The organism is Pseudomonas poae, assembly GCA_028869255.1.
In the GTDB taxonomy this organism is placed as follows: domain Bacteria; phylum Pseudomonadota; class Gammaproteobacteria; order Pseudomonadales; family Pseudomonadaceae; genus Aquipseudomonas; species Aquipseudomonas poae_C.
Genome location: CP110972.1, coordinates 6,284,608 through 6,304,840 on the forward strand (window position 1 = coordinate 6,284,608; position 20,233 = coordinate 6,304,840).

General features: G+C 61.3%; 16 protein-coding genes and 3 pseudogenes. 10 read left to right on the top strand and 9 right to left on the bottom strand.

Annotated elements, in window-relative coordinates; genetic code table 11:
* Window positions 1–18: 18 nt before the first annotated feature.
* Entirely contained in the window at window positions 19–906 is an 888-nt protein-coding gene (locus LRS56_28535; GenBank protein ID WDU62618.1) for a formate/nitrite transporter family protein, read from the top strand.
* Here LRS56_28535 and LRS56_28540 read toward each other — a convergent pair.
* Window positions 900–2,159, bottom strand: a complete 1,260-nt coding sequence (locus tag LRS56_28540) for a sodium:proton antiporter (protein ID WDU62619.1) — start codon at window positions 2,157–2,159, stop codon at window positions 900–902. The genes LRS56_28535 and LRS56_28540 overlap by 7 nt on opposite strands.
* 179 nt (window positions 2,160–2,338) lie before the next feature.
* Here LRS56_28540 and LRS56_28545 point away from each other — a divergent pair, with 179 nt between their 5' ends.
* On the top strand, window positions 2,339–2,725 hold the full coding sequence (locus LRS56_28545) for an MAPEG family protein (protein WDU62620.1): 387 nt from the start codon (window positions 2,339–2,341) through the stop codon (window positions 2,723–2,725).
* A 199-nt stretch (window positions 2,726–2,924) separates the two neighbouring features.
* Here LRS56_28545 and LRS56_28550 read toward each other — a convergent pair whose 3' ends face one another.
* Window positions 2,925–4,106 carry a murein transglycosylase A gene (locus LRS56_28550; protein ID WDU62621.1) on the bottom strand — a complete coding sequence of 394 codons (1,182 nt, stop codon included), beginning with the start codon at window positions 4,104–4,106 and terminating at the stop codon, window positions 2,925–2,927.
* Between the two features lie 128 nt (window positions 4,107–4,234).
* Between LRS56_28550 and LRS56_28555 the strand changes: the two genes are divergently transcribed.
* A complete protein-coding gene (locus LRS56_28555) occupies window positions 4,235–4,684 on the top strand; it encodes a cytochrome c (protein ID WDU62622.1) in 450 nt (149 codons plus the stop codon).
* 5 nt (window positions 4,685–4,689) lie between these two features.
* Here LRS56_28555 and LRS56_28560 read toward each other — a convergent pair whose 3' ends face one another.
* The 5 genes from LRS56_28560 to LRS56_28580 form a co-directional block, all read right to left on the bottom strand.
* Window positions 4,690–5,085: a DUF1090 domain-containing protein gene (locus tag LRS56_28560; GenBank protein ID WDU62623.1), complete on the bottom strand. Its 396-nt coding sequence runs from the start codon at window positions 5,083–5,085 to the stop codon at window positions 4,690–4,692.
* A 70-nt stretch (window positions 5,086–5,155) separates the two neighbouring features.
* Complete coding sequence (gene ligB / locus LRS56_28565) at window positions 5,156–6,820, bottom strand: NAD-dependent DNA ligase LigB (protein ID WDU62624.1); 1,665 nt, start codon at window positions 6,818–6,820, stop codon at window positions 5,156–5,158.
* Between the two features lie 95 nt (window positions 6,821–6,915).
* Complete coding sequence (locus LRS56_28570) at window positions 6,916–7,266, bottom strand: hypothetical protein (GenBank protein WDU62625.1); 351 nt, start codon at window positions 7,264–7,266, stop codon at window positions 6,916–6,918.
* Window positions 7,267–7,480: 214 nt separating this feature from the next.
* Complete coding sequence (gene metK, locus LRS56_28575) at window positions 7,481–8,671, bottom strand: methionine adenosyltransferase (GenBank protein WDU62626.1); 1,191 nt, start codon at window positions 8,669–8,671, stop codon at window positions 7,481–7,483.
* A 19-nt stretch (window positions 8,672–8,690) separates the two neighbouring features.
* Window positions 8,691–9,686, bottom strand: coding sequence for a metalloregulator ArsR/SmtB family transcription factor (locus LRS56_28580; protein ID WDU62627.1), 996 nt, complete (start codon window positions 9,684–9,686; stop codon window positions 8,691–8,693).
* A 273-nt stretch (window positions 9,687–9,959) separates the two neighbouring features.
* On the opposite strand from LRS56_28580, the gene tkt reads away from it, so the two are divergent.
* The 6 genes and pseudogenes from tkt (at window position 9,960) to fba (ending at window position 16,333) form a co-directional block, all read left to right on the top strand.
* Complete coding sequence (gene tkt / locus LRS56_28585) at window positions 9,960–11,957, top strand: transketolase (protein WDU62628.1); 1,998 nt, start codon at window positions 9,960–9,962, stop codon at window positions 11,955–11,957.
* Between the two features lie 142 nt (window positions 11,958–12,099).
* Complete coding sequence (gene epd, locus LRS56_28590) at window positions 12,100–13,155, top strand: erythrose-4-phosphate dehydrogenase (GenBank protein ID WDU62629.1); 1,056 nt, start codon at window positions 12,100–12,102, stop codon at window positions 13,153–13,155.
* Between the two features lie 26 nt (window positions 13,156–13,181).
* Window positions 13,182–14,345: a phosphoglycerate kinase gene (locus LRS56_28595; GenBank protein WDU62630.1), complete on the top strand. Its 1,164-nt coding sequence runs from the start codon at window positions 13,182–13,184 to the stop codon at window positions 14,343–14,345.
* Window positions 14,346–14,374: 29 nt separating this feature from the next.
* Window positions 14,375–14,602 carry a hypothetical protein gene (locus tag LRS56_28600; protein ID WDU62631.1) on the top strand — a complete coding sequence of 76 codons (228 nt, stop codon included), beginning with the start codon at window positions 14,375–14,377 and terminating at the stop codon, window positions 14,600–14,602.
* 62 nt (window positions 14,603–14,664) lie between these two features.
* Window positions 14,665–14,996: pseudogene (locus LRS56_28605) on the top strand (MliC family protein).
* A 272-nt stretch (window positions 14,997–15,268) separates the two neighbouring features.
* A complete protein-coding gene (gene fba / locus LRS56_28610; GenBank protein ID WDU62632.1) occupies window positions 15,269–16,333 on the top strand; it encodes a fructose-bisphosphate aldolase class II in 1,065 nt (354 codons plus the stop codon).
* 59 nt (window positions 16,334–16,392) lie between these two features.
* Here the strand turns inward: fba and LRS56_28615 are convergent, their stop codons facing one another.
* Both LRS56_28615 and LRS56_28620 read right to left on the bottom strand, forming a co-directional pair.
* Window positions 16,393–16,686 (bottom strand): fructose-bisphosphate aldolase, encoded by a 294-nt coding sequence (locus LRS56_28615; protein ID WDU62633.1) that lies wholly within the window; start codon window positions 16,684–16,686, stop codon window positions 16,393–16,395.
* 458 nt (window positions 16,687–17,144) lie between these two features.
* Window positions 17,145–17,809: pseudogene (locus LRS56_28620) on the bottom strand (polysaccharide lyase family 7 protein).
* Window positions 17,810–18,119: 310 nt separating this feature from the next.
* Between LRS56_28620 and LRS56_28625 the strand changes: the two are divergent.
* Window positions 18,120–20,224 (top strand): annotated as a pseudogene (locus LRS56_28625) (EAL domain-containing protein).
* Window positions 20,225–20,233 lie beyond the last annotated feature (9 nt).

Genomic DNA, 20,233 nt, shown 5'->3' on the forward strand with positions numbered 1-20,233 from the left:
CTCGGACTCTGGTACATCATGGCGACTCAAACAGACGGCAAGACCCCCAACCTGTCGCAGGAAGAACAGCACGACGTCGACAAAAACCAGCCGCCCCGTGCGGCGGTATTGCATGAAATCATCCGCACCCAGGGCGACCAGGAACTGGAGCGCAATGTGGCGGCCTTGTGGTGGTCGGCGCTGGCCGCCGGCCTGACCATGGGCCTGTCGCTGATGGGCATGGGCCTGCTTAATTCACGCCTGCCGGACGGCGAGGGGTTCAAGGTCATCGCCAGCTTCGGCTACTGCGCGGGTTTTCTGGCGGTGATCCTTGCGCGTCAGCAACTGTTCACCGAAAACACCCTGACTGCCGTGCTGCCGGTAATGAGCAAGCCGACCCTGGGCAATGCCGGGCGTCTGCTGCGTCTGTGGTCGGTGGTGCTGGTGGGTAACCTGTGCGGCACGTTGCTCGTGGCTTACGTGATGCTGCACCTGCCGATCTTCGATACCAAGACCGACATGGCCTTTCTCGAAATCGGCCGCAAGGTCATGGAAAACGACCCCGGCCAGATGTTTGCCAAGGGCATTATTTCCGGTTGGATGATTGCCACCATGGTGTGGATGATCCCCTCCATGGAAAGCGCGAAAATGTTCATCATCATCCTGATCACCTACCTGATGGCGCTGGGGGATTTCACCCACATCGTCGTCGGTTCGGCGGAAGTGTCTTATCTGGTGTTTGCCGGTGAGTTGCCGTGGAGGGACTTCTGGCTGGTGTTCGCCGGCCCGACCCTGGCCGGCAACATCATCGGTGGCAGCTTTATCTTTGCGCTGATCAGCCATGCGCAGATTCGCAGCGAAAGCAGCTTGCCGGGCAAGCAAGCTGCGGACCCGAGGCATCCGCAGCAGATCAACAAGGATCAGTGATGTTCAGGCGTGGCCTGGGGCTCGTCCCGGGTCACGCGTTTGACCAGTTTGCCGATGGTCAAACCCTGTAACAGGATCGACGACAGCACCACGATGTAGGTGATGCTCAGCAACAAATCACGCTCCGGGCCCAACGGCAAGGCCAGTGCCAATGCCACCGAAACGCCGCCGCGCAGACCACCCCAGGTCAGGATGCGGATGGTACCGCGTGGCACCGTGCGCCAGCGGCGCAGCAACAGGATCGCCGGGGCCACCGTCAGCAAGCGTGACAGCAGGATCGCCACCGCCAGCAAACTGGCAGCGAACACATGCAGCCAATTGAACGGCAACAGCAGCAGCTCCATGCCGATCAGTGCGAACAGCAGCGCGTTGAGCATGTCGTCGAGCAATTCCCAGAAGCCGTCCAGGTAGCGTCGGGTCATGTCGTTCATCGCCAGCTTGCGCCCAAGGTTGCCGATGATCAGCCCGGCCACCACCATCGCAATCGGCGCGGAGACGTGCAGTTCGGTGGCCATTGCCGAGCCGCCGATGACCAGCGCGAGGGTCAGCATCACTTCGATCTGGTACTGCTCGATGCTCTTGATCATCAGGTACACCAGGTAGCCGATCAGGCCACCAAACACCACGCCGCCAATCGCCTCGTGGGCAAACAGCATGGCCGTGGCGCCCACGGTGGGTGTTTCGCCCAACTGCGCGATGCCCAGCAGCACGGTAAACACCACCACCGCCGTGCCGTCATTGAACAACGATTCGCCGACGATCGTGGTTTTCAGTGGCTTGGAGGCGTTGGCGGTGCGCAGTACGCCCAATACCGCAATCGGGTCGGTGGGCGAGATCAGCGCGCCGAACAGCAGGCAGTAAAGGAAACTGACGTGCCAGCCAAACAGGGCAAAGATGTAGTACGCCAGGCTGCCGATCACCACGGTGGCGATCAATACGCCAAAGGTCGCCAGCAGGCCGATGGGCCAGCGATAGCTGCGCAGGTCATTGAGGTTGACGTGCAATGCGCCGGCGAACAGCAGGAACGAGAGCATCCAGTTCATCAGCAAATCGCCGAAGTCGATCTGGCCGATCAGTTGCTGGATACGTTCCTCCAGGCCTGGGTAGCCGAGAAAGCTCAAGCCTTGCAGGATCAGCGAAAACAGCAAGGCTGTGACCATCACACCGATGGTGGGCGGCAGGCCGATAAAACGGAAGTTCACATAGGTGAGCAGGGTGGTAAGGCAAATGAAGGCGGCGACAAGCTCAAGCATCCGGGGTCCTTGGAAGAAGGGAAGGTGGTTAATGGGGTGATGGACCGCACTGGCGACCCGATGTTGCACGACGCGATAGAACCTTTCGGTGCGCGGCGCGCTCATAGCCGTTAAGTGCGGCTTGATGGGTTTAGTGCTAGAACTCTAATTTGTGCCTCAAACTAAAAAAGGAATCAGTGATGACGGTGGCTTTCTGGTGTGTGTTGATCGCAATTTTTCTGCCTTACCTGTGCACGGGGGTGGCCAAATTCAGTGGCGGCAGATTCGGGCCTCGGCACAACCATGACCCGCGTGCATTCCTGGATACTCTCGACGGGTTCGCCAAGCGAGCCCACAGTGCGCAGCTCAACGGCTTTGAAGTAACCCCTGCATTTGCGGCGGCGGTGATTATCGCGCACCTGGCCGGCACGGCCGAGTTGGTGACCATCAATGTGCTGGCCGTGTTGTTTATCACCAGCCGCCTGCTGTACATCATTTGCTACCTGGCGGATTGGGCGATGCTGCGCTCGCTGGTCTGGGCGGTGGGCATGGCGTTGATTGCGAGTTTCTTCTTTGTCTCGATCTGAGGCCTGACACGGAATTTTTGTTTTAGGGGGGTTAATGTGGCGAGCGGGCTTGCCCGCGTTGGGCTGCGCAGCAGCCCCAAACCCTACACTGCGGTTTCTACTGTGACACCGCGTTGACTGAGCCGGGGGCGGCTTCGCCACCCAACGCGGGCAAGCCCGCTCGCCACAAAAAGCCCGCTTGGCACAACGAAGCTGCGCTTCAAGTGCCGGCAGGCGCATCCGGCACGTGCGGCAACGCTGCGCCTTTAGGCCACAGCATCCAGATCTGCCCCTGTTGCTTCATATTGCCCGCCAGCTCCCCGGCGGCATCACCGGTGCCCCAGAACAGATCCGCGCGCACTTCGCCGGTAATTGCCCCGCCGGTGTCTTGCGCCGCGACCGGCCGGGCAATCGGCGAACCATCCGGTTTGGTGGTCGAGAGCCACAGCAGGCTACCCAGCGGAATCACCTTGCGGTCCACTGCCACGCTATAACCGGCAGTCAATGGCACATTCAGTGAGCCACGCGGGCCTTCATTGCTGTCGGGGCGGGCACTGAAGAATACGTAGCTGGGGTTGCTGGCCAGCAACTGTGGGATACGTTGCGGGTTGGCCTTGGCCCAAGCGCTGATGGCGCCCATGGTCACGTCCTCTTTCTTCAACTCGCCTTGCTCCACCAGCCAGCGGCCGATAGGGCGGTAGGGGTAGCCGTTCTGGTCGCCATAGCCGACACGCAGCTGGCGCCCGCCTTTGAGCTGAATCCGGCCCGAGCCCTGAATCTGCAGGAACTGCAGGTCCATCGGGTTGGTCAGCCAGGCGATCGGCTTGGCGGTGGAGCCCTGGCCGTTGATGGTGCTGGCGTCGTCGTACGGCTTGAGCACGCGCCCTTCCAGACGACCGCGCAGGCGCTTGCCTTTGAGTTCGGGGTAGATGCTTTCCAGGTTGACGATGATCAGGTCATCCGGCACGCCGTACACCGGCACATGGGCGGTGGCGGTTTCGGTCAGGCTACCGGGGTAGACCGGCTCGTAGTAGCCGGTGATCAGGCCGTTGGCGGTGTTGTCGGCAGAGCGCAGGCCGAACACATCCAGGCGCTCCTTGAGGAAACCGCGCACGGCCACGGCATCACCCGGCACCGTGGCCGCCGCCGCGCAGGTGGCGCCCCATACCGGGTCGGCCTTGAGGCGTTGGCAGGCGCTGCGCCAGGATTCAAAACCGGCCAGCAGGTCGCTGTCGGAAACTGTTGGCAGCGCTTCCCACGGTGCGTTCACATAGGTGGCAACGGCGTGGGGTTTGGCAGGTTCATCTTTACCGGCGTCTTTGCCTCCATCGCAACCGGCCAGCAGCGCGATCATCGGCAGAGCCCACGCCAGGCGGCTCCAGGGTTTCAAGGTGACATTCATACAAACAATTCCTGAAGCGATTGCCCGTGACGTAGCGCTTTTGGGCAACCCTTATTATTAATAGGGCTATTGGTCTTTACGGGCCGGGCGAGGATACTGGCCGCCGTTTTCCGTGACCCTGAGCCATCATGACTTTTAAAAAACTGACGGTTGTATTGCTGGCCTGCCTGGCCGTGTCCGCCTGCGGCGGTGTCGATCCGAATTCCCCGCTGGGCCAGCGCAAGGCCATTTTCAAGCAGATGCTCAAGACCGGCGAAGACCTGGGCGGCATGCTGCGTGGGCGCATCCCGTTCGACGGCGCGAAGTTCGCTGAAGGCGCGGTAAAACTGGATACGTTGTCCCATAAACCGTGGCAGCATTTTCCGAGCGTGCGCGAAGAGGACCACACCAGCGCCAAGGACGATGTCTGGCAACAACAGGCACGTTTCCAGGAATTGGCCCGCAACCTTGAGGCGGCCACCGGTGAATTGGTGATCGCCAGCAAAGTCCAGCCTTACCAGGCGAGCAACCTGGGGCTGGCGGTGCAGAAAGTCGAAGATGCGTGCAGCGCCTGCCATAAGCAGTTCCGGGACCACTGACGGGGTTACTGGTCGAGTTCTTCAACGGCTTGCTGCAGGTCCTTGCGCGACTCGGCGAGCTTGTCCTTGCGCTTGTTGATCTTGTCCGCGTCGCCTTTTTTCATGGCCTTGTCGAGGTCGGCCTGACGGCGGCTAACTTCGTGCTTGGCGTCGAGCACCTTGTTTTCCCGCTCCTTGCGCAGCGAGGCGTCGGTGCAGTTGGCGGTGACTTCGCTGAGGGCTTTTTCCAGGCCGGCCTGTTGTGCACTGTTGCCATGGGCCTTGGCCTGTTCAATTTGAGTGCTGATGGCCTGGCGCTTGGCGGCGCAGCCGGTGAGTGGCGGGGTTTCTTCGGCCGCCAGCAACGGCGTGGCCATAAAGCTTGCGACGGTGAGCAGGGCAAAGGGGGCTAGAAATTTCATAGGGAACTCCAAAGTCGCAATCGGATGGCAGGGTGAATTCTGCCGCAGTTCAAAGGGGGTGGAGCCGGGTTCAAAACCCGTCTACGCCGGCCACGTGTAATGTTTCAGCCAACGCCTGTATTTGCGGGTCGCGAAAAAAAGCGCTCAGTCGCGCCGCACGGCCCGGGCCGATGCCGTCAATGGCCAGCCAGGCTTGGGTGTCTTTGGCTGCCAGCGTCTGCCAGCCGCCTTCCAGGTCGTTGCGCGCCGCAGGCGGTATGCCCAGGGCCTTGAGCCATTGGGCAAAGGGCCGTTGCCGTGCGCTGCGAAGGCTGTCGAGTACCCGTGCACGGCTGCGTTCGCCGAAGCCATCAATGTTAGCAAGCTCTGCCGCATCCAGGGTCAACCAATCGAGAAAGCCTGCGATTAGACCGGCCTGGATCAATATGTTCCAGGTCTCGCGCCCGATATGGGGCAAGGCCAGGCCCTGATTGCCGCTCAGCCAGGTGAGGCGCGCCAGCAGTTGTTCTTCGCAGCCGGGATCCAGTTGCCAGCAACTCAAGGCGTGAAAGTCCAGCGGGTCGGGAACTTGCAGGTCGGCCCGGGTGCCGGCGCGCAGGATCACCTGATCCAGGTGGGGGATCACCTGGCCCGCAAGGCTGATGGACACCTGGTCGCCAGGGCGGATATCCAGCGTTTGCCAGCGCTGCAAGGAGCCGACGCTGACGCGGCTGATTTGCCGGTCGTCCAGCCGCACCGGCTCCAGTTCCAGCACGGGCGTGATGCGCCCGCTGCGGCCGATTTTGAAGTGCACGTCGCGCACCAGCGCCAGGGCTTTGGCCGGCGGGTACTTCCAGGCTGCGGCCCAATAGGGTGTGCTGGCCTGCCAGCGTTTGGCGGGGGTGCGCTGGGCCTGGTGCAGCACCACGCCGTCACTGGCGAAGGGCAGCGGGTGGTTGTACCAATAGGTGCGCCAGTGTACGGCCCGGGTAATGTCCTGGATGGGTTGGCTGTAGCGCTGGCTGTCGGTGAAGCCCCAGCGTGCGAGGCTGGCCAGCCGCTCGGTATATGACGCAGGGCCTTCGGGCCAGGCCCAGACGAACAGGCCGATGCCCGCCGCTTCGGTGTCGTTCAACTGTTTGCGGTTCATCAGCCCGGCCACTTTGCTGCGGGCATTGAGCCCGCCGCGTGCTGATTGCACATGGCCGTCGAGGCGCCAATAGAGTTCGCCCTGCAGCACCAGGTCGATAGGCTCCGGCAGCTGTTGGACAATGCCGGGGAGCTTGCGCGCGGAGGCTGACCAGTCCTGGCCCAGCACGCCATCGCCACGGCTGATCACTTGGCTCAACCGGCCCCCGCGATATTCCAGGGTCACCGCCACGCCGTCGACCTTGGGTTGAACCCAGACATCCTGACGGCTGCCCAGCCAGGCACTGACTGCTGGCTCATCCGCGAGTTTCTCCAGGCCGGTGTGGGCCACGGGATGTAGCAGCGTGCCACGCGCACCGGCCAGCGGGTTTTCGGGCGCCGTAGCGGGTTGGGCGACACATTTACGCCAGTGCGCAAGGCGCTGGCGGGCCTGGTCGTAGAGTTCATCGCTGACGGGGGACTGGCCGAGCCGATGGTAGCTGTCATCCCATTGGCGGATCTGCCCGGCCAGGGCGTCGACCTGTGTACGGGCCGCATCGGGGCAACTTTCGGCCCACGCCCAAAGGGGCAGGGCACTGAACAGGAGGGCAATCAGGAAGCGCATCATGAGCATCCTTGCTCGAAAAGGGAGCCCAGCCTAAGGGATTCCCTTGCCCACAAAAAAGCCCCGACGGTGCGGGGCTCTTTACGGGGTGTTTCGAATTACTTGAACAGGCCGCCCAAGGCTTTCACGGCATCATTCTTATCGGCCTTGGCCTCCTGGGTTTGCTGCTTGGCGTCGACTTTGGCCTGGGTTTCAGCAAGTTTGTTACAGCCTTTGTTGATCTGCTCCTGCGCCGCTTTGAAAGCCTTCACTTTCAGGGCGTCCTTCTGGGCTTCGGCTACATCGATCTTGGTTTGCAGGTCTGCCGATTGCTTCTGGCAGTCGCCGGAATTGCCGCCACCCAGCTGGGAACTCAGGGCGCCACTCAGTGCGCTCAGGTCGGCGGACTGGGCCGGCACGGCGAACAGGCTGAGCAGAAGGGCGGCAGGGGCGAGCGTGGAGATGCGCATGAAAAACCTCAATGTACGATTGTCTGCGCGCGTGTCTATCCCGGGCTGGCGCAGGGCAATATCCAAGTAAGGTAGAGGGCCCGAGAGGGCGCGGATTCTAGTGGGCCATTATTTGGCCTGCAAGCTTTGGATCCAAAAAGTGTGAAGGTCGTCCCTTGGGCAATAAAAAAGCCCCGCCGGGCGAACCCGGCGGGGCTTTGGGTGCAACGCGTGCTTACAGGCCGGCGGCGGTGCGCAGGTCGTTGGCGCGGTCGGTCTTTTCCCAGGTAAAGGTGGTGAAGGTATCGTCGCCGACAGTCTTCTGCGCAGGGGTACGGCCGAAGTGGCCGTAGGCTGCGGTTTCCTGGTACATCGGGTGCAGCAGGTCGAGCATGGTGGTGATCGCGTACGGGCGCAGGTCGAAGATTTCGCGCACCAGTTTGACGATCTTGTCGTCGCTGATCTTGCCGGTGCCGAAGGTGTTCAGCGAGATCGACGTAGGCTGGGCCACGCCAATTGCGTAGGAAACCTGAATCTCGCAACGCTCGGCCAGGCCGGCCGCGACGATGTTCTTGGCCACGTAACGACCGGCGTAGGCGGCCGAACGGTCCACCTTGGACGGGTCTTTACCGGAGAACGCACCCCCGCCGTGACGGGCCATGCCGCCGTAGCTGTCGACGATGATCTTACGGCCGGTCAGGCCGCAGTCGCCCACCGGGCCACCGATGATGAACTGGCCGGTGGGGTTGATGTGGAACTGGGTGTCTTTGCTCAGCAGTTCGGCAGGCAGTACGTGCTTGACGATCAGCTCCATCACGCCTTCGCGCAAATCGGCGTAGGAAACGTCCGGGTTGTGCTGGGTCGACAGTACGACAGCGTCGATGCCCACAACTTTGCCGCCTTCATAACGGCAGGTCACCTGGGACTTGGCGTCCGGGCGCAGCCAAGGCAGCAGGCCGTCTTTGCGCGCTTGCGCCTGGCGCTGCACCAACTGGTGCGAGAAGGTGATCGGTGCCGGCATCAGCACGTCGGTTTCGTTGCTGGCGTAGCCGAACATCAGGCCCTGGTCGCCGGCGCCCTGATCTTCAGGCTTGGCGCGGTCAACACCCTGGTTGATGTCGGGCGATTGCTTGCCGATGATGTTCATCACGCCACAGGTGGCGCCGTCGAAACCGACGTCGGAGCTGTTGTAGCCAATGTCAGTGATCACGTCACGGACGATCTGCTCCAGATCGACCCAGGCGGTGGTGGTCACTTCACCGGCGATGATCGCCACGCCCGTTTTCACCAGAGTCTCGCACGCCACACGGGCGAACTTGTCTTCAGCAATGATGGCGTCCAGCACCGCGTCAGAAATCTGGTCGGCGATTTTGTCCGGATGCCCTTCAGACACGGACTCGGAGGTGAAAAGGGAGTATTCGCTCATCTCGATGTTTTCCTGATATTTACCGATGGTGAGTGTCGCCAGTCGGTCGCTGAAAATGGCGGACCTGGATCTGGAAACCATTACGTAAACCTACATAGAGGCTTTCCCCGGGGACGAGCCCCGCAGCGGTGGCCCAACGGGCCAGATCGTCCTGTTCAAAACCCAACCAGAGATCACCGCAGGCCTCCTTGGCCCAACTCTGGTTGTGGCTGCATAAATCTGTGACCAGCAGGCTACCGCCGGGTTGCAGCAAATTCGCCATCTGCTTGAGGGCGTCAGCGGGGGCGGCAAAATGGTGCAGCACCATATTCAGCACCACGCAGTCGGCCTGCAGGTTGTTGTGATTAAGCGCGTCCGCCAACTGCAGGCGCACATTGCCCAGCGCTTCGCGTTCGCACAGCTGGCGGGCCAGTTCGAGCATCGCCGGGCTGTTGTCCAGCGCCGTGACCTGCTTGAAACGCCGCGCCAGGTCCGGCAGAAAACCGCCGTCCCCCGGGCCGACCTCCAGCGCCGTCGCCTCATTACTGAAGCTCAGCTTGTCCAGCAGCGCCAGTACGCTGTCGCGGTATTGAGGCAAGCCGGCGATCAGGTCCTGCTGGGCGCGAAACTTCTCGGCCACCCGTGCGAAAAAGTCCTGGCTCGCGGCGGCGCGCTGCCCGTGGACCTGGCCGATGCGCGACTGCACGTCGCCGGGCAGGCCCAGGTTGTCCACTTCGTCGAGCAGGGCGGCGTGCAGCTTGCCGCCGAGCAACTCGGTGTGGGGCAGGGCGCGGCGGTAAAAAATCGCATTGCCTTCACGGCGGGTGGCCACCAGGTCGGCCTGGGCCAGCACCTTGAGATGGTGGCTCATGCCCGACTGGCCGATGGCGAAGATCTGCGCCAGCTCCAGCACGCCGAAGGAGTCGTTGGCCAGTGCGCGCAATACGTTCAGGCGCAACGGATCACCAGCGGCCTTGCACAAGGCAGCCAGCTCATCGCCGTCGTCGGGACGCAGGGAGGGCACGGGTAAGTTCATAAGGCCAGCAGTCTAGAGACGGGGCGAAATCCCTGCAAGGCCAATATCAAAAAGTTTTGATATTGGTCGATAATCGGTGGTTATAAGCAGCCGCTATAACCTTTAGACGAACCGGTAGGCGTTTTCTGCAAGCGATTGCCGGGCAAACGGCAGGAAAAACACCTGCAAGTGACTATCTGTCATTGCCCGCAGGCGGTGGCTGAGGGAAAATGCCGGTCCTTTTTTCCGTTTCTTTTATTCACTCTCTATTTCAGAATCCTCAGGAGAACAGCGATGCCCAGCCGTCGTGAGCGTGCCAACGCCATTCGTGCCCTCAGCATGGATGCCGTGCAAAAAGCCAACAGCGGCCATCCCGGTGCCCCGATGGGCATGGCGGATATCGCCGAGGTACTTTGGCGTGACTACCTGAAACACAACCCGAGCAACCCGTCGTTCGCCGACCGCGACCGCTTCGTGCTGTCCAACGGCCACGGCTCGATGCTGATCTATTCGCTGCTGCACCTGACCGGCTACGACGTCACCATCGATGACCTCAAAAGCTTCCGCCAGCTGCACAGCCGCACCCCGGGCCACCCGGAGTTCGGCTACACCCCAGGCGTCGAGACCACCACCGGTCCCCTGGGTCAGGGCCTGGCCAACGCCGTGGGCTTCGCCCTGGCTGAAAAAGTGCTGGGCGCGCAGTTCAACCGCCCTGGTCACAACATCGTCGACCACCACACCTACGTGTTCCTGGGTGATGGCTGCATGATGGAAGGCATTTCCCACGAAGTCGCTTCCTTGGCCGGCACTTTGGGCCTGGGCAAGCTGATTGCTTTCTACGATGACAACGGCATTTCCATCGACGGCGAAGTCGAAGGCTGGTTCACCGACGACACGCCGAAGCGTTTCGAAGCCTACAACTGGCAGGTGATCCGCAACGTTGATGGCCACGATCCGGAAGAGATCAAGACCGCTATCGACACCGCCCGCAAGAGCGAGCAACCGACCCTGATCTGCTGCAAGACCACCATCGGTTTCGGCTCGCCGAACAAGCAAGGTAAAGAAGACTGCCACGGCGCCCCGCTGGGTGACGCGGAAATCGCCCTGACCCGCGCAGCGCTGAAGTGGAACCACGGCCCGTTCGAAATCCCGGCTGACATCTACGCCGAGTGGAGCGCCAAGGAAAAAGGCCTGGCGACCGAAGCCGAGTGGGACCAGCGTTTTGCTGCCTACTCCGCCGAATTCCCGGAATTGGCCAACGAACTGGTACGCCGCCTGGCCGGTGACCTGCCTGCTGACTTCTCGGAAAAAGCCTCGGCCTACATCGCCGAAGTCGCGGCCAAAGGCGAGACCATCGCCAGCCGTAAAGCCAGCCAGAACACCCTGAACGCGTTCGGCCCGCTGCTGCCTGAGATCCTCGGCGGTTCGGCTGACCTGGCCGGTTCCAACCTGACCCTGTGGAAAGGCTGCAAAGGTGTGTCGGCTGAAGATGCCAGCGGCAACTACATGTACTACGGCGTGCGCGAGTTCGGCATGAGCGCCATCATGAACGGCGTGTCCCTGCACGGCGGCCTGGTGCCTTACGGCGCGACCTTCCTGATGTTCATGGAATACGCCCGTAACGCCGTACGTATGGCCGCGCTGATGAAGAAGCGCGTGATCCATGTGTACACCCACGACTCCATCGGCCTGGGTGAAGACGGCCCGACGCACCAGCCGGTCGAGCAACTGACCAGCCTGCGTACCACGCCGAACCTGGATTGCTGGCGCCCAGCCGACGCGGTGGAATCCGCCGTGGCCTGGAAGCACGCGATCGAGCGCAAGGACGGCCCTTCGGCGCTGATCTTCTCGCGTCAGAACCTGCAGCACCAAGTGCGTACCGATGCGCAGATCGCCGACATCAGCCGTGGCGGTTACGTGTTGAAAGACTGCATCGGCGAGCCGGAACTGATCCTGATCTCCACCGGTTCCGAAGTGGGCCTGACCGTTCAGGCGTACGACAAGCTGACCGAGCAAGGCCGTAACGTGCGCGTTGTGTCCATGCCGTGCACCAGCGTGTTCGAAGCCCAGGACGCCGGCTACAAGCAATCGGTGCTGCCGTTGCAGGTCAGCGCACGTATCGCCATCGAAGCGGCGCACGCCGACTACTGGTACAAGTACGTGGGCCTGGAAGGCCGCGTGATCGGCATGACCACCTACGGTGAGTCGGCGCCGGCGCCAGCGTTGTTCGAAGAGTTCGGTTTCACCCTGGAAAATATCCTGGGTCAGGCTGAAGAGCTGCTGGAAGACTAAGGCTGTAGATTGAGGTGGCTGTACTGACGCCTTCGCGAGCAAGCCCGCTCCCACCTTTGGAATGCATTTCAAAGGTGGGAGCGGGCTTGCTCGCGAAGGCGGCGGCACATTCACCCCTTTACCCAAGGTAATCGAGAACCCCATGCCTCAACCGCGTCCCTACAAAGTTGCACTCAACGGCTACGGCCGTATTGGTCGTTGCGTCTTGCGTGCTCTGTTTGAGCGAGGGGCGGCAGCCGGTTTCGAGATTGTCGCGATCAACGATTTGGCCGACATGGCCAGCATTGAATACCTGACACGCTTTGACTCCACCCACGGCCGCTTCCCCGGCGAAGTGCGAGTGGAAGGCGATTGTCTGCATATCAACGGCGACTGCGTAAAAGTACTGCGCAGTGCCACCCCCGAGGGCATCGACTGGGCGGCGCTGGGCGTCGACCTGGTGTTGGAATGCTCCGGTGCCTATCACACCCGTGCCGATGGCCAGCGTTTTCTCGACGCCGGCGCACCGCGTGTGCTGTTTTCCCAGCCGATGGCCAGCGAGACGGATGTCGACGCCACCATCGTCTATGGCATCAACCAGGATTGCCTGACCGGCGACGAGCTGCTGGTGTCCAACGCTTCCTGTACCACCAACTGCAGCGTGCCGCTGTTGCGCCTGCTGGATCAGGCGATCGGCCTGGATTATGTGTCGATCACCACGATCCACTCGGCGATGAACGACCAGCCGGTCATCGACGCCTATCATCATGAAGACCTGCGTCGTACACGCTCGGCGTTTCAGTCGGTGATTCCAGTGTCCACCGGCCTGGCCCGCGGCATCGAAAGATTGTTACCGGAACTTGCCGGGCGAATTCAGGCCAAAGCCGTACGGGTGCCGACGGTGAACGTGTCCTGCCTGGACATCACTATGCAAACCGTCAGCGACACTGATGCGGCTGAGGTCAACCGGATCCTGCGCGACGCCGCCACCAGCGGTCCGCTCAAAGGCTTGCTGGCCTACACCGAGTTGCCGCACGCCAGTTGTGATTTCAACCATGACCCGCATTCGGCGATTGTCGATGCCAGCCAGACCCGCGTTTCCGGCCCGAGGCTGGTGAACATCCTGGCCTGGTTCGACAACGAATGGGGGTTTGCCAACCGAATGCTGGATGTTGCGGAACATTATCTGCACACCGCCTCTGCTAAATCTGCCCTTTAAATCAGACAATTCAGGAACTGCGACCCATGACCGTGTTGAAGATGACCGACCTCGATCTGCAAGGTAAGCGCGTACTGATTCGCGAAGACCTCAACGTCCCAGTCAAGGACGGTGTTGTCACCAGCGATGCGCGAATCCTGGCCTCGCTGCCGACCATCAAGCTGGCCCTGGAAAAAGGCGCGGCCGTGATGGTCTGCTCCCACCTGGGTCGCCCGACCGAAGGTGAGTTCTCCGCTGAAAACAGCCTCAAGCCTGTAGCCGACTACCTGAGCAAAGCCCTGGGCCGCGACGTGCCGCTGGTGGCTGACTACCTGGGTGGTGTGGACGTGAAAGCCGGCGACATCGTGCTGTTCGAAAACGTGCGCTTCAACAAAGGCGAGAAAAAGAACAGCGACGAACTGGCCCAGCAATACGCAGCCCTGTGCGACGTGTTTGTGATGGACGCCTTCGGCACCGCGCACCGCGCCGAAGGGTCGACCCACGGCGTGGCCAAGTTCGCCAAAGTCGCCGCCGCCGGCCCGTTGCTGGCCGCTGAACTGGACGCTCTGGGCAAGGCCCTGGGTGCTCCGGCGCAACCGATGGCCGCTATCGTTGCCGGCTCCAAGGTGTCGACCAAGCTGGACGTGCTCAACAGCCTGAGCCAGATCTGCAACCAGTTGATCGTCGGTGGCGGCATTGCCAACACCTTCCTGGCCGCAGCCGGCCACCCGGTGGGCAAGTCGCTGTACGAGCCGGACCTGCTGGACACCGCCCGCGCCATCGCCGCAAAAGTAAGTGTGCCGCTGCCGGTGGACGTGGTGGTTGCCAAGGAATTCGCCGAAAGCGCGGAAGCCACCGTCAAGCTGATCGCTGACGTAGCTGCCGACGACATGATCCTGGATATTGGCCCGCAAACTGCAGCCAACTTCGCTGAACTGCTGAAAGCCTCGCAAACCATCCTGTGGAACGGCCCGGTCGGCGTGTTTGAGTTCGACCAGTTCGGCAATGGCACCAAAGTGCTGGCCAAGGCGATTGCCGAAAGCTCGGCATTTTCCATCGCCGGCGGCGGCGACACCTTGGCGGCCATCGATAAATATGGCGTTGCTGACCAGATCTCCTACATTTCTACCGGTGGCGGCGCGTTCCTTGAGTTCGTCGAAGGCAAAGTCCTGCCGGCCGTTGAAGTGCTGGAAACCCGAGCCAAAGGCTAAGGCTCGTGATCCGGAAAAGGAGTATTCCCATGATCAAGTCGTTGGCATTGGTAATTGCAGCGGGCGTGTTGGCCGGCTGCGGCAGCACGCCCAGCGCGACGCCGGAACCCGGGAAGCCTCGGCCGGCGCCGAATAAAAGCTGCTACCAGGCCGATTGGCAAGCCGAGACCATGCCGGTGATCAACAAGCGCATCGGCAATGAACGGCTGGAGAAATACGACTCCGCGCCCAACGGTCAGGAACAGGGTTGCCCTTGACGGGTCTGATCAACTAACCGACTGCAGTGGGGGCCTTTGGGGCCCTCGTTCGAGGATTGGCAATGAAAGGCGTTTTCGCCCTGGCAGCCCTGGCCCTGTTGGCCGGTTGCAGCAGCATGAACTGTTCAACAAGGCAGAGCCTGCCGATAAATGGACCACCTGGACCTGCGACAGCAAGGCTGAGGTCAATTGGCGTTTTGCCAATCAGGCCCGTTCCGAAGTGGATGTACGCCTCGGTGGCTCGGACCAGGTTTATCGCCTTAAACAGGAGGTTGCCGCCTCCGGTGTGCTGTACAGCAACGACCAGCTGGCGTTTCACACAAAAGGCGAGGAAGGCCTGGTTTACTGGGTAGCCACCGATGATTTGATCGGGCGGGGCTGTAAAGCCCAGTAGGGTCTCAAATTTGATGAGATCCAATGTGGGAGCGGGCTTGCTCGCGAATGCGGTGGGCCAGTCATGCTTCAGGTAGCTGATACACCGCATTCGCGAGCAAGCCCGCTCCCACCGTAGATCCGGTTTCAAAGTGACATAGATTTTTAATCGGACACTGCAATAACGATTCAGCACGTCAGATGCACGAACCCTGACCTGCAATAACTTGAATAGCAGCCGCCGCTACGGCAGGCTTGCACGATTAACGACCCTCGACCGGGAGAGACAACACAATGGCACTTATCAGCATGCGTCAAATGCTGGACCACGCAGCCGAGTTCGGCTACGGCGTCCCAGCCTTTAACGTCAACAACCTTGAGCAGATGCGCGCCATCATGGAAGCCGCTGACAAGACCGACTCCCCAGTGATCGTCCAGGCTTCGGCCGGTGCCCGCAAATACGCCGGTGCGCCGTTCCTGCGTCACCTGATCCTCGCGGCAATCGAAGAATTCCCACATATCCCGGTGTGCATGCACCAGGACCACGGCACCAGCCCGGACGTGTGCCAGCGTTCCATCCAGCTGGGCTTCAGCTCGGTGATGATGGACGGCTCCCTCGGCGAAGACGGCAAGACCCCGACCGACTACGAGTACAACGTACGCGTTACCCAACAAACCGTGGCCATGGCGCACGCCTGTGGCGTATCGGTTGAAGGCGAGCTGGGCTGCCTGGGTTCGCTGGAAACCGGCATGGCCGGTGAAGAAGACGGCATCGGCGCCGAAGGCGTGCTGGATCACAGCCAGATGCTGACCGACCCGGAAGAAGCTGCGGACTTCGTGAAGAAGACCCAGGTTGACGCCCTGGCCATCGCCATCGGCACCAGCCACGGCGCCTACAAGTTCACCAAGCCGCCTACCGGCGACGTGCTGGCCATCGACCGCATCAAGGAAATCCACAAGCGCATCCCTAACACCCACCTGGTGATGCACGGTTCTTCCTCGGTACCGCAAGAGTGGCTGGCGATCATCAACCAGTACGGCGGCGACATCAAAGAAACCTACGGCGTACCGGTTGAAGAAATCGTTGAAGGCATCAAGTACGGCGTGCGCAAGGTCAACATCGACACCGACCTGCGCCTGGCGTCCACCGGTGCGATGCGTCGCCTGATGGCCACCAACCCGAGCGAATTCGACCCGCGTAAATTCTTCGGCGCTACCGTGACTGCGATGCGTGATGTCTGTATCGCGCGTTATGAAGCATTCGGTACTGCCGGTAATGGTTCGAAGATCAAGCCGATCTCGTTGGAAGCGATGTACCAGCGTTACCTGAAAGGTGAATTGAACGCCAAGGTCAACTAAGCCTCAGGCGTTAATGGAAAGCCCGCAGCGATGCGGGCTTTTTTGTGGGCGGGATTTGATCAGGCGGCGTTGGGCGTATCAAAACCACGATGTTCGATCACGCGGAAAACATCACTCACGTCCTGCACAAGAATGCGTGCGGTATTGGCCACGTTGTTAAGGTCGCGCTCGGCAAAGTCCGGCAGGCTGGAGCAGGCCATCAGGGTGAGGTGTTCGAGGGCGGCGTTGAGGCGTTCGCGCAGGCAGGCGTGCAGGTCCGGCAGTGGGGCTTCGCTGTCGATCAACAGGACGGGGTGGTCGGTAGCGTTTTCGGCGCAAGGGTAGAAGCGGCGGGGCGGTGACTGTTGCGTCATGGCAAATATTCCTCGTATCTAAAAGGACTACCGCCGCTCGCTGCGAAACGAATGGGTGGTAGCTGTGTGCGGGTTCGCAGACCGAGGATACGAGGAACCCGGCAGATCCGAAGATCTCCCACACACAGCCACCATAAAACAGACGAAGGGCGCCGAAGCGCTCATCGTTGTATTCATGATGCTTGGTTACACACGTATCGTTAGGGCTGCGAAACCCTATCGCCGTTCAATACCGGCGACGGGGCGAACTATAAGCGTGGTATTGGCTCACCGCAACGGCCCTGTAGGACACCGAACCCCTGTGGGAGCCGGGCTTGCCCGCGATGGCGGTGTATCAGCCAAACTATCCGCCGACTGATACGCCGCCATCGCGGGCAAGCCCGGCTCCCACAGGGATCGTTGGCGTGGAATGATCCCCGGGCTCGTCAGGACAATGCCTACACGATATGAGGCGATGCTCAGTCGTGATCAATATCCAGCTTGGCAAACGTCACCCGTGCGCCTTCCTTGCTGTTGCCACTGTTGTCCTGCACATACGCGCCGGCCTTGAAGTACAGCGGCTTGGCGCCCCATGCCGCGCCGATGCGTTCGTTCCACTCGCCGTCGGCGGCGTACACACTCAGCAGCCCGGCTTTGTTGAGGTTGATCACATAGGTGAAGGTTTTCTCCAGCGGCACATTGGAGGCGACGGTGATCACCCGCCCTTCGTCCTCATCGGGGCGCATGCGCACTTTGGCAACGATATTGCCGGTCTGGGTTTTTTCCTTGAATTGATACTCCAGCTTGATCAGTGGCTTCTGGCTGTCATACGCGTGAATCTGCCCAATTACGATCTTGCCACTGGAGGGCACCTGGTTGACGGCCAGGGTGGCGCGCAGGAAGTTGTCGGCGTCGGCGTAGGTCCAGTTGCGCAGGCGGCCGTCGGCGTAGGTCTCGCGCAGTTCGCTGCGTGGGTAAACGGCGTTTTCGGTGCGGGTACCGGTCACGGGTGTCCAGAATTGCACGTTGCTGCCTTCGGCCTGGAAATATTGGTCCTTGAAGCCGCTAAGCAGTTTCGGGGTGTCGATGGTCGCGGGGGCGAGCCAACGGGAATGCTCAGGTTCCAGGTGGAAAGGTCGATCATGGCGTAGGCCTTTTTACAGAGGGGTGTAGGCTATGGCCCTTGGGCCAGACAGGTTCTTTATAGGCGGTCGTCACGCACTTGTTAATTAATGCCTGGCAAATGTTTGGCGTCAAAATAGTGCCAAAAAGCCATGTTGCCCATGGGGCGGGGCCTACAGGCACTGACCGTTAGTCGGCTTCCTGAACTTTGGCGCAATGATGGCAGTGAGGTTACTTCTGATTTTTCAGAACCGGGGATAGAGTGAGCCCTCAATGTTTGTCCGGATGTTCTGTCAGAAATGACCGGAATAGTCCTAAGGAAGAGACGTAGCATGGAATGCGCTCCACACCACGGCGATGGCAGCTCGGTTCTTCTGGTGGTTGATGACTACCCGGAAAACTTGATCAGCATGCGTGCGCTTTTGCAGCGTGAAGACTGGCACGTGGTGACGGCCGGCTCCGGCCTGGAAGCCCTGGAGTTGTTGCTGCTGCATGAGGTCGACCTGGTACTGCTCGACGTGATGATGCCCGGTATGGACGGCTTCGAAGTGGCCCGCCTGATGCGCGGCAGCCAGCGCACGCACATGACCCCGATCATTTTTCTGAGTGCCAATGCCCAGTCACCGGCGGCAGTGCTGGAAGGCTACGCCAGCGGCGCCATCGATTACCTGTTTAAACCCTTCGACCCGCATATTCTCAAGCCCAAGGTCCAGGCCTTGCTCGAGCATCAGCGCAATCGCCGGGCGTTGCAGCGCCTGAGCCATGACCTGGAATCCGCCCGGGCCTTTAACGCCTCGGTGCTGGACAATGCCGCCGAGGGCATTTTGGTGGTGAGTGAGGACGGCGTGATCGAATACGCCAACCCGGCGATCTCGCGCCTGCTTAATGCCACGATCCAGGAGTTGCAGGGCCAGGAGTTTCTAGGTTTCCTGCAAAAGCCCCACGTCCCCGCCTGGCCCGGCTCGCAGATGTACGAAGGGTTTCGCAAAGGCGAGACCTGGCGCCTGCATGACGCCATCTTGCGCACCGGCCGTGGCCAGCAGGTGCCGGTGGCCTTGTCGTGCGCGCCGTTGCCGGCCGAGCAGAAGGCTATGGTGGTCACGGTGCTGGACATGTCCGAGGTGCGGCACCTGCATCAGCAGCTGGAGTTCCAGGCGGTTACCGACCCGCTGACCGGGCTGTTGAACCGACGCGGTTTCTATCAGGCGGTCGAGCACATCCTGCTGCGCAGCGAGCGCGGCGAGCCGTCACTGGTGCTGCTTTACCTGGACCTGGATGGCTTCAAACGGGTCAACGATTCGCTGGGGCATGATGCTGGCGACCGCGTGCTGCGCTGGGTCTCGGAGCAATTGCAGGGTTGCCTGGGGGCCGGCGATATCCTGGGCCGCATGGGGGGGGATGAGTTTACCGCGTTGCTGGCGCTGGAATTCCCGGAGCAGGCGGCAAAGGTCGCGGAAAAACTGATCGAGCGCGTGTCGATCTGCCAACAGGTGGATGGGCTGGATGTGATGCTCGGCGTCAGCATCGGCATCGCGACCTTTCCGGACTGTGGTTCGGACTTGAATGGCCTGCTGCGCGCCGCCGATATCGCCATGTACGAAGCCAAGCGTGCGGGCCGTCAGCAATATCGCTATTACGATCAGGAAATGAACGGCCGCGCCCGCTCGCGGCTGATGCTGGAAGACAGTGTGCGCACAGCGATTCAAAACAAGGACTTCACGCTGGTGTACCAGCCCCAGGTGGCTCTTGCGGACGGGCGCTTGCGTGGGGTCGAAGCGCTGTTGCGCTGGCAGCATCCCAGTGTCGGTGACGTGCCACCAGGGTTGTTTTTGCCGCTGCTGGAAGAGGCGCGGCTGATCAGCCAATTGAGCGCCTGGATCTATCAGCAGGTCGCCGCCCAGCGTCAGGCATGGCAAACCACCTTCGATGCGGAGCTGGTGTTGAGCGTGAGCCTGAGCAGCAGCCAGTTCAATATGCCCAACCTGGCCAACCAGTTGGCGCAAGTGCTCGAGCGGCATGGGCTGCAGCCCCGGCAGCTGGAGGTGGAAATCGGCGAAGACTGCCTGATGAGCAACCTGGAAGATGCGGCCAAACAGCTCAATTTACTGCGCCGGGTCGGGGTGCGTATCGCCCTGGATGACTTTGGGATGGGCTCGTGTTCCCTGGCCCATCTGCGCGATCTGGCGTTCGACACCCTCAAGCTTGACCCACGATTGGTTGCGCGCCTGCCGGGCTCGGCGCGGGATGCGGCGATGGCGCGCAGCATTATCGAGCTGTGCGGGCATTTTGATGTGCTGGTGGTGGCCGAGGGCGTGGAAACCGCTGAGCAAGCCCAGTGGCTCAAGGCCAATGGTTGCCCGTTTATCCAGGGCCCTGGGCGGCGCAACCGTTGATGGCCGAGGAAATCGCCGACTGGTCACGCGCCCGCCTGCGCTGAATTCGCTAC

Coding starts and splice junctions, on each gene's coding strand:
- LRS56_28535 (WDU62618.1), top strand. CDS start 19: ATGGCGACTCAAACAGACGGCAAGACCCCCAACCTGTCGCAGGAAGAA.
- LRS56_28540 (WDU62619.1), bottom strand. CDS start 2,159: ATGCTTGAGCTTGTCGCCGCCTTCATTTGCCTTACCACCCTGCTCACC.
- LRS56_28545 (WDU62620.1), top strand. CDS start 2,339: ATGACGGTGGCTTTCTGGTGTGTGTTGATCGCAATTTTTCTGCCTTAC.
- LRS56_28550 (WDU62621.1), bottom strand. CDS start 4,106: ATGAATGTCACCTTGAAACCCTGGAGCCGCCTGGCGTGGGCTCTGCCG.
- LRS56_28555 (WDU62622.1), top strand. CDS start 4,235: ATGACTTTTAAAAAACTGACGGTTGTATTGCTGGCCTGCCTGGCCGTG.
- LRS56_28560 (WDU62623.1), bottom strand. CDS start 5,085: ATGAAATTTCTAGCCCCCTTTGCCCTGCTCACCGTCGCAAGCTTTATG.
- ligB (WDU62624.1), bottom strand. CDS start 6,820: ATGATGCGCTTCCTGATTGCCCTCCTGTTCAGTGCCCTGCCCCTTTGG.
- LRS56_28570 (WDU62625.1), bottom strand. CDS start 7,266: ATGCGCATCTCCACGCTCGCCCCTGCCGCCCTTCTGCTCAGCCTGTTC.
- metK (WDU62626.1), bottom strand. CDS start 8,671: ATGAGCGAATACTCCCTTTTCACCTCCGAGTCCGTGTCTGAAGGGCAT.
- LRS56_28580 (WDU62627.1), bottom strand. CDS start 9,686: ATGAACTTACCCGTGCCCTCCCTGCGTCCCGACGACGGCGATGAGCTG.
- tkt (WDU62628.1), top strand. CDS start 9,960: ATGCCCAGCCGTCGTGAGCGTGCCAACGCCATTCGTGCCCTCAGCATG.
- epd (WDU62629.1), top strand. CDS start 12,100: ATGCCTCAACCGCGTCCCTACAAAGTTGCACTCAACGGCTACGGCCGT.
- LRS56_28595 (WDU62630.1), top strand. CDS start 13,182: ATGACCGTGTTGAAGATGACCGACCTCGATCTGCAAGGTAAGCGCGTA.
- LRS56_28600 (WDU62631.1), top strand. CDS start 14,375: ATGATCAAGTCGTTGGCATTGGTAATTGCAGCGGGCGTGTTGGCCGGC.
- fba (WDU62632.1), top strand. CDS start 15,269: ATGGCACTTATCAGCATGCGTCAAATGCTGGACCACGCAGCCGAGTTC.
- LRS56_28615 (WDU62633.1), bottom strand. CDS start 16,686: ATGACGCAACAGTCACCGCCCCGCCGCTTCTACCCTTGCGCCGAAAAC.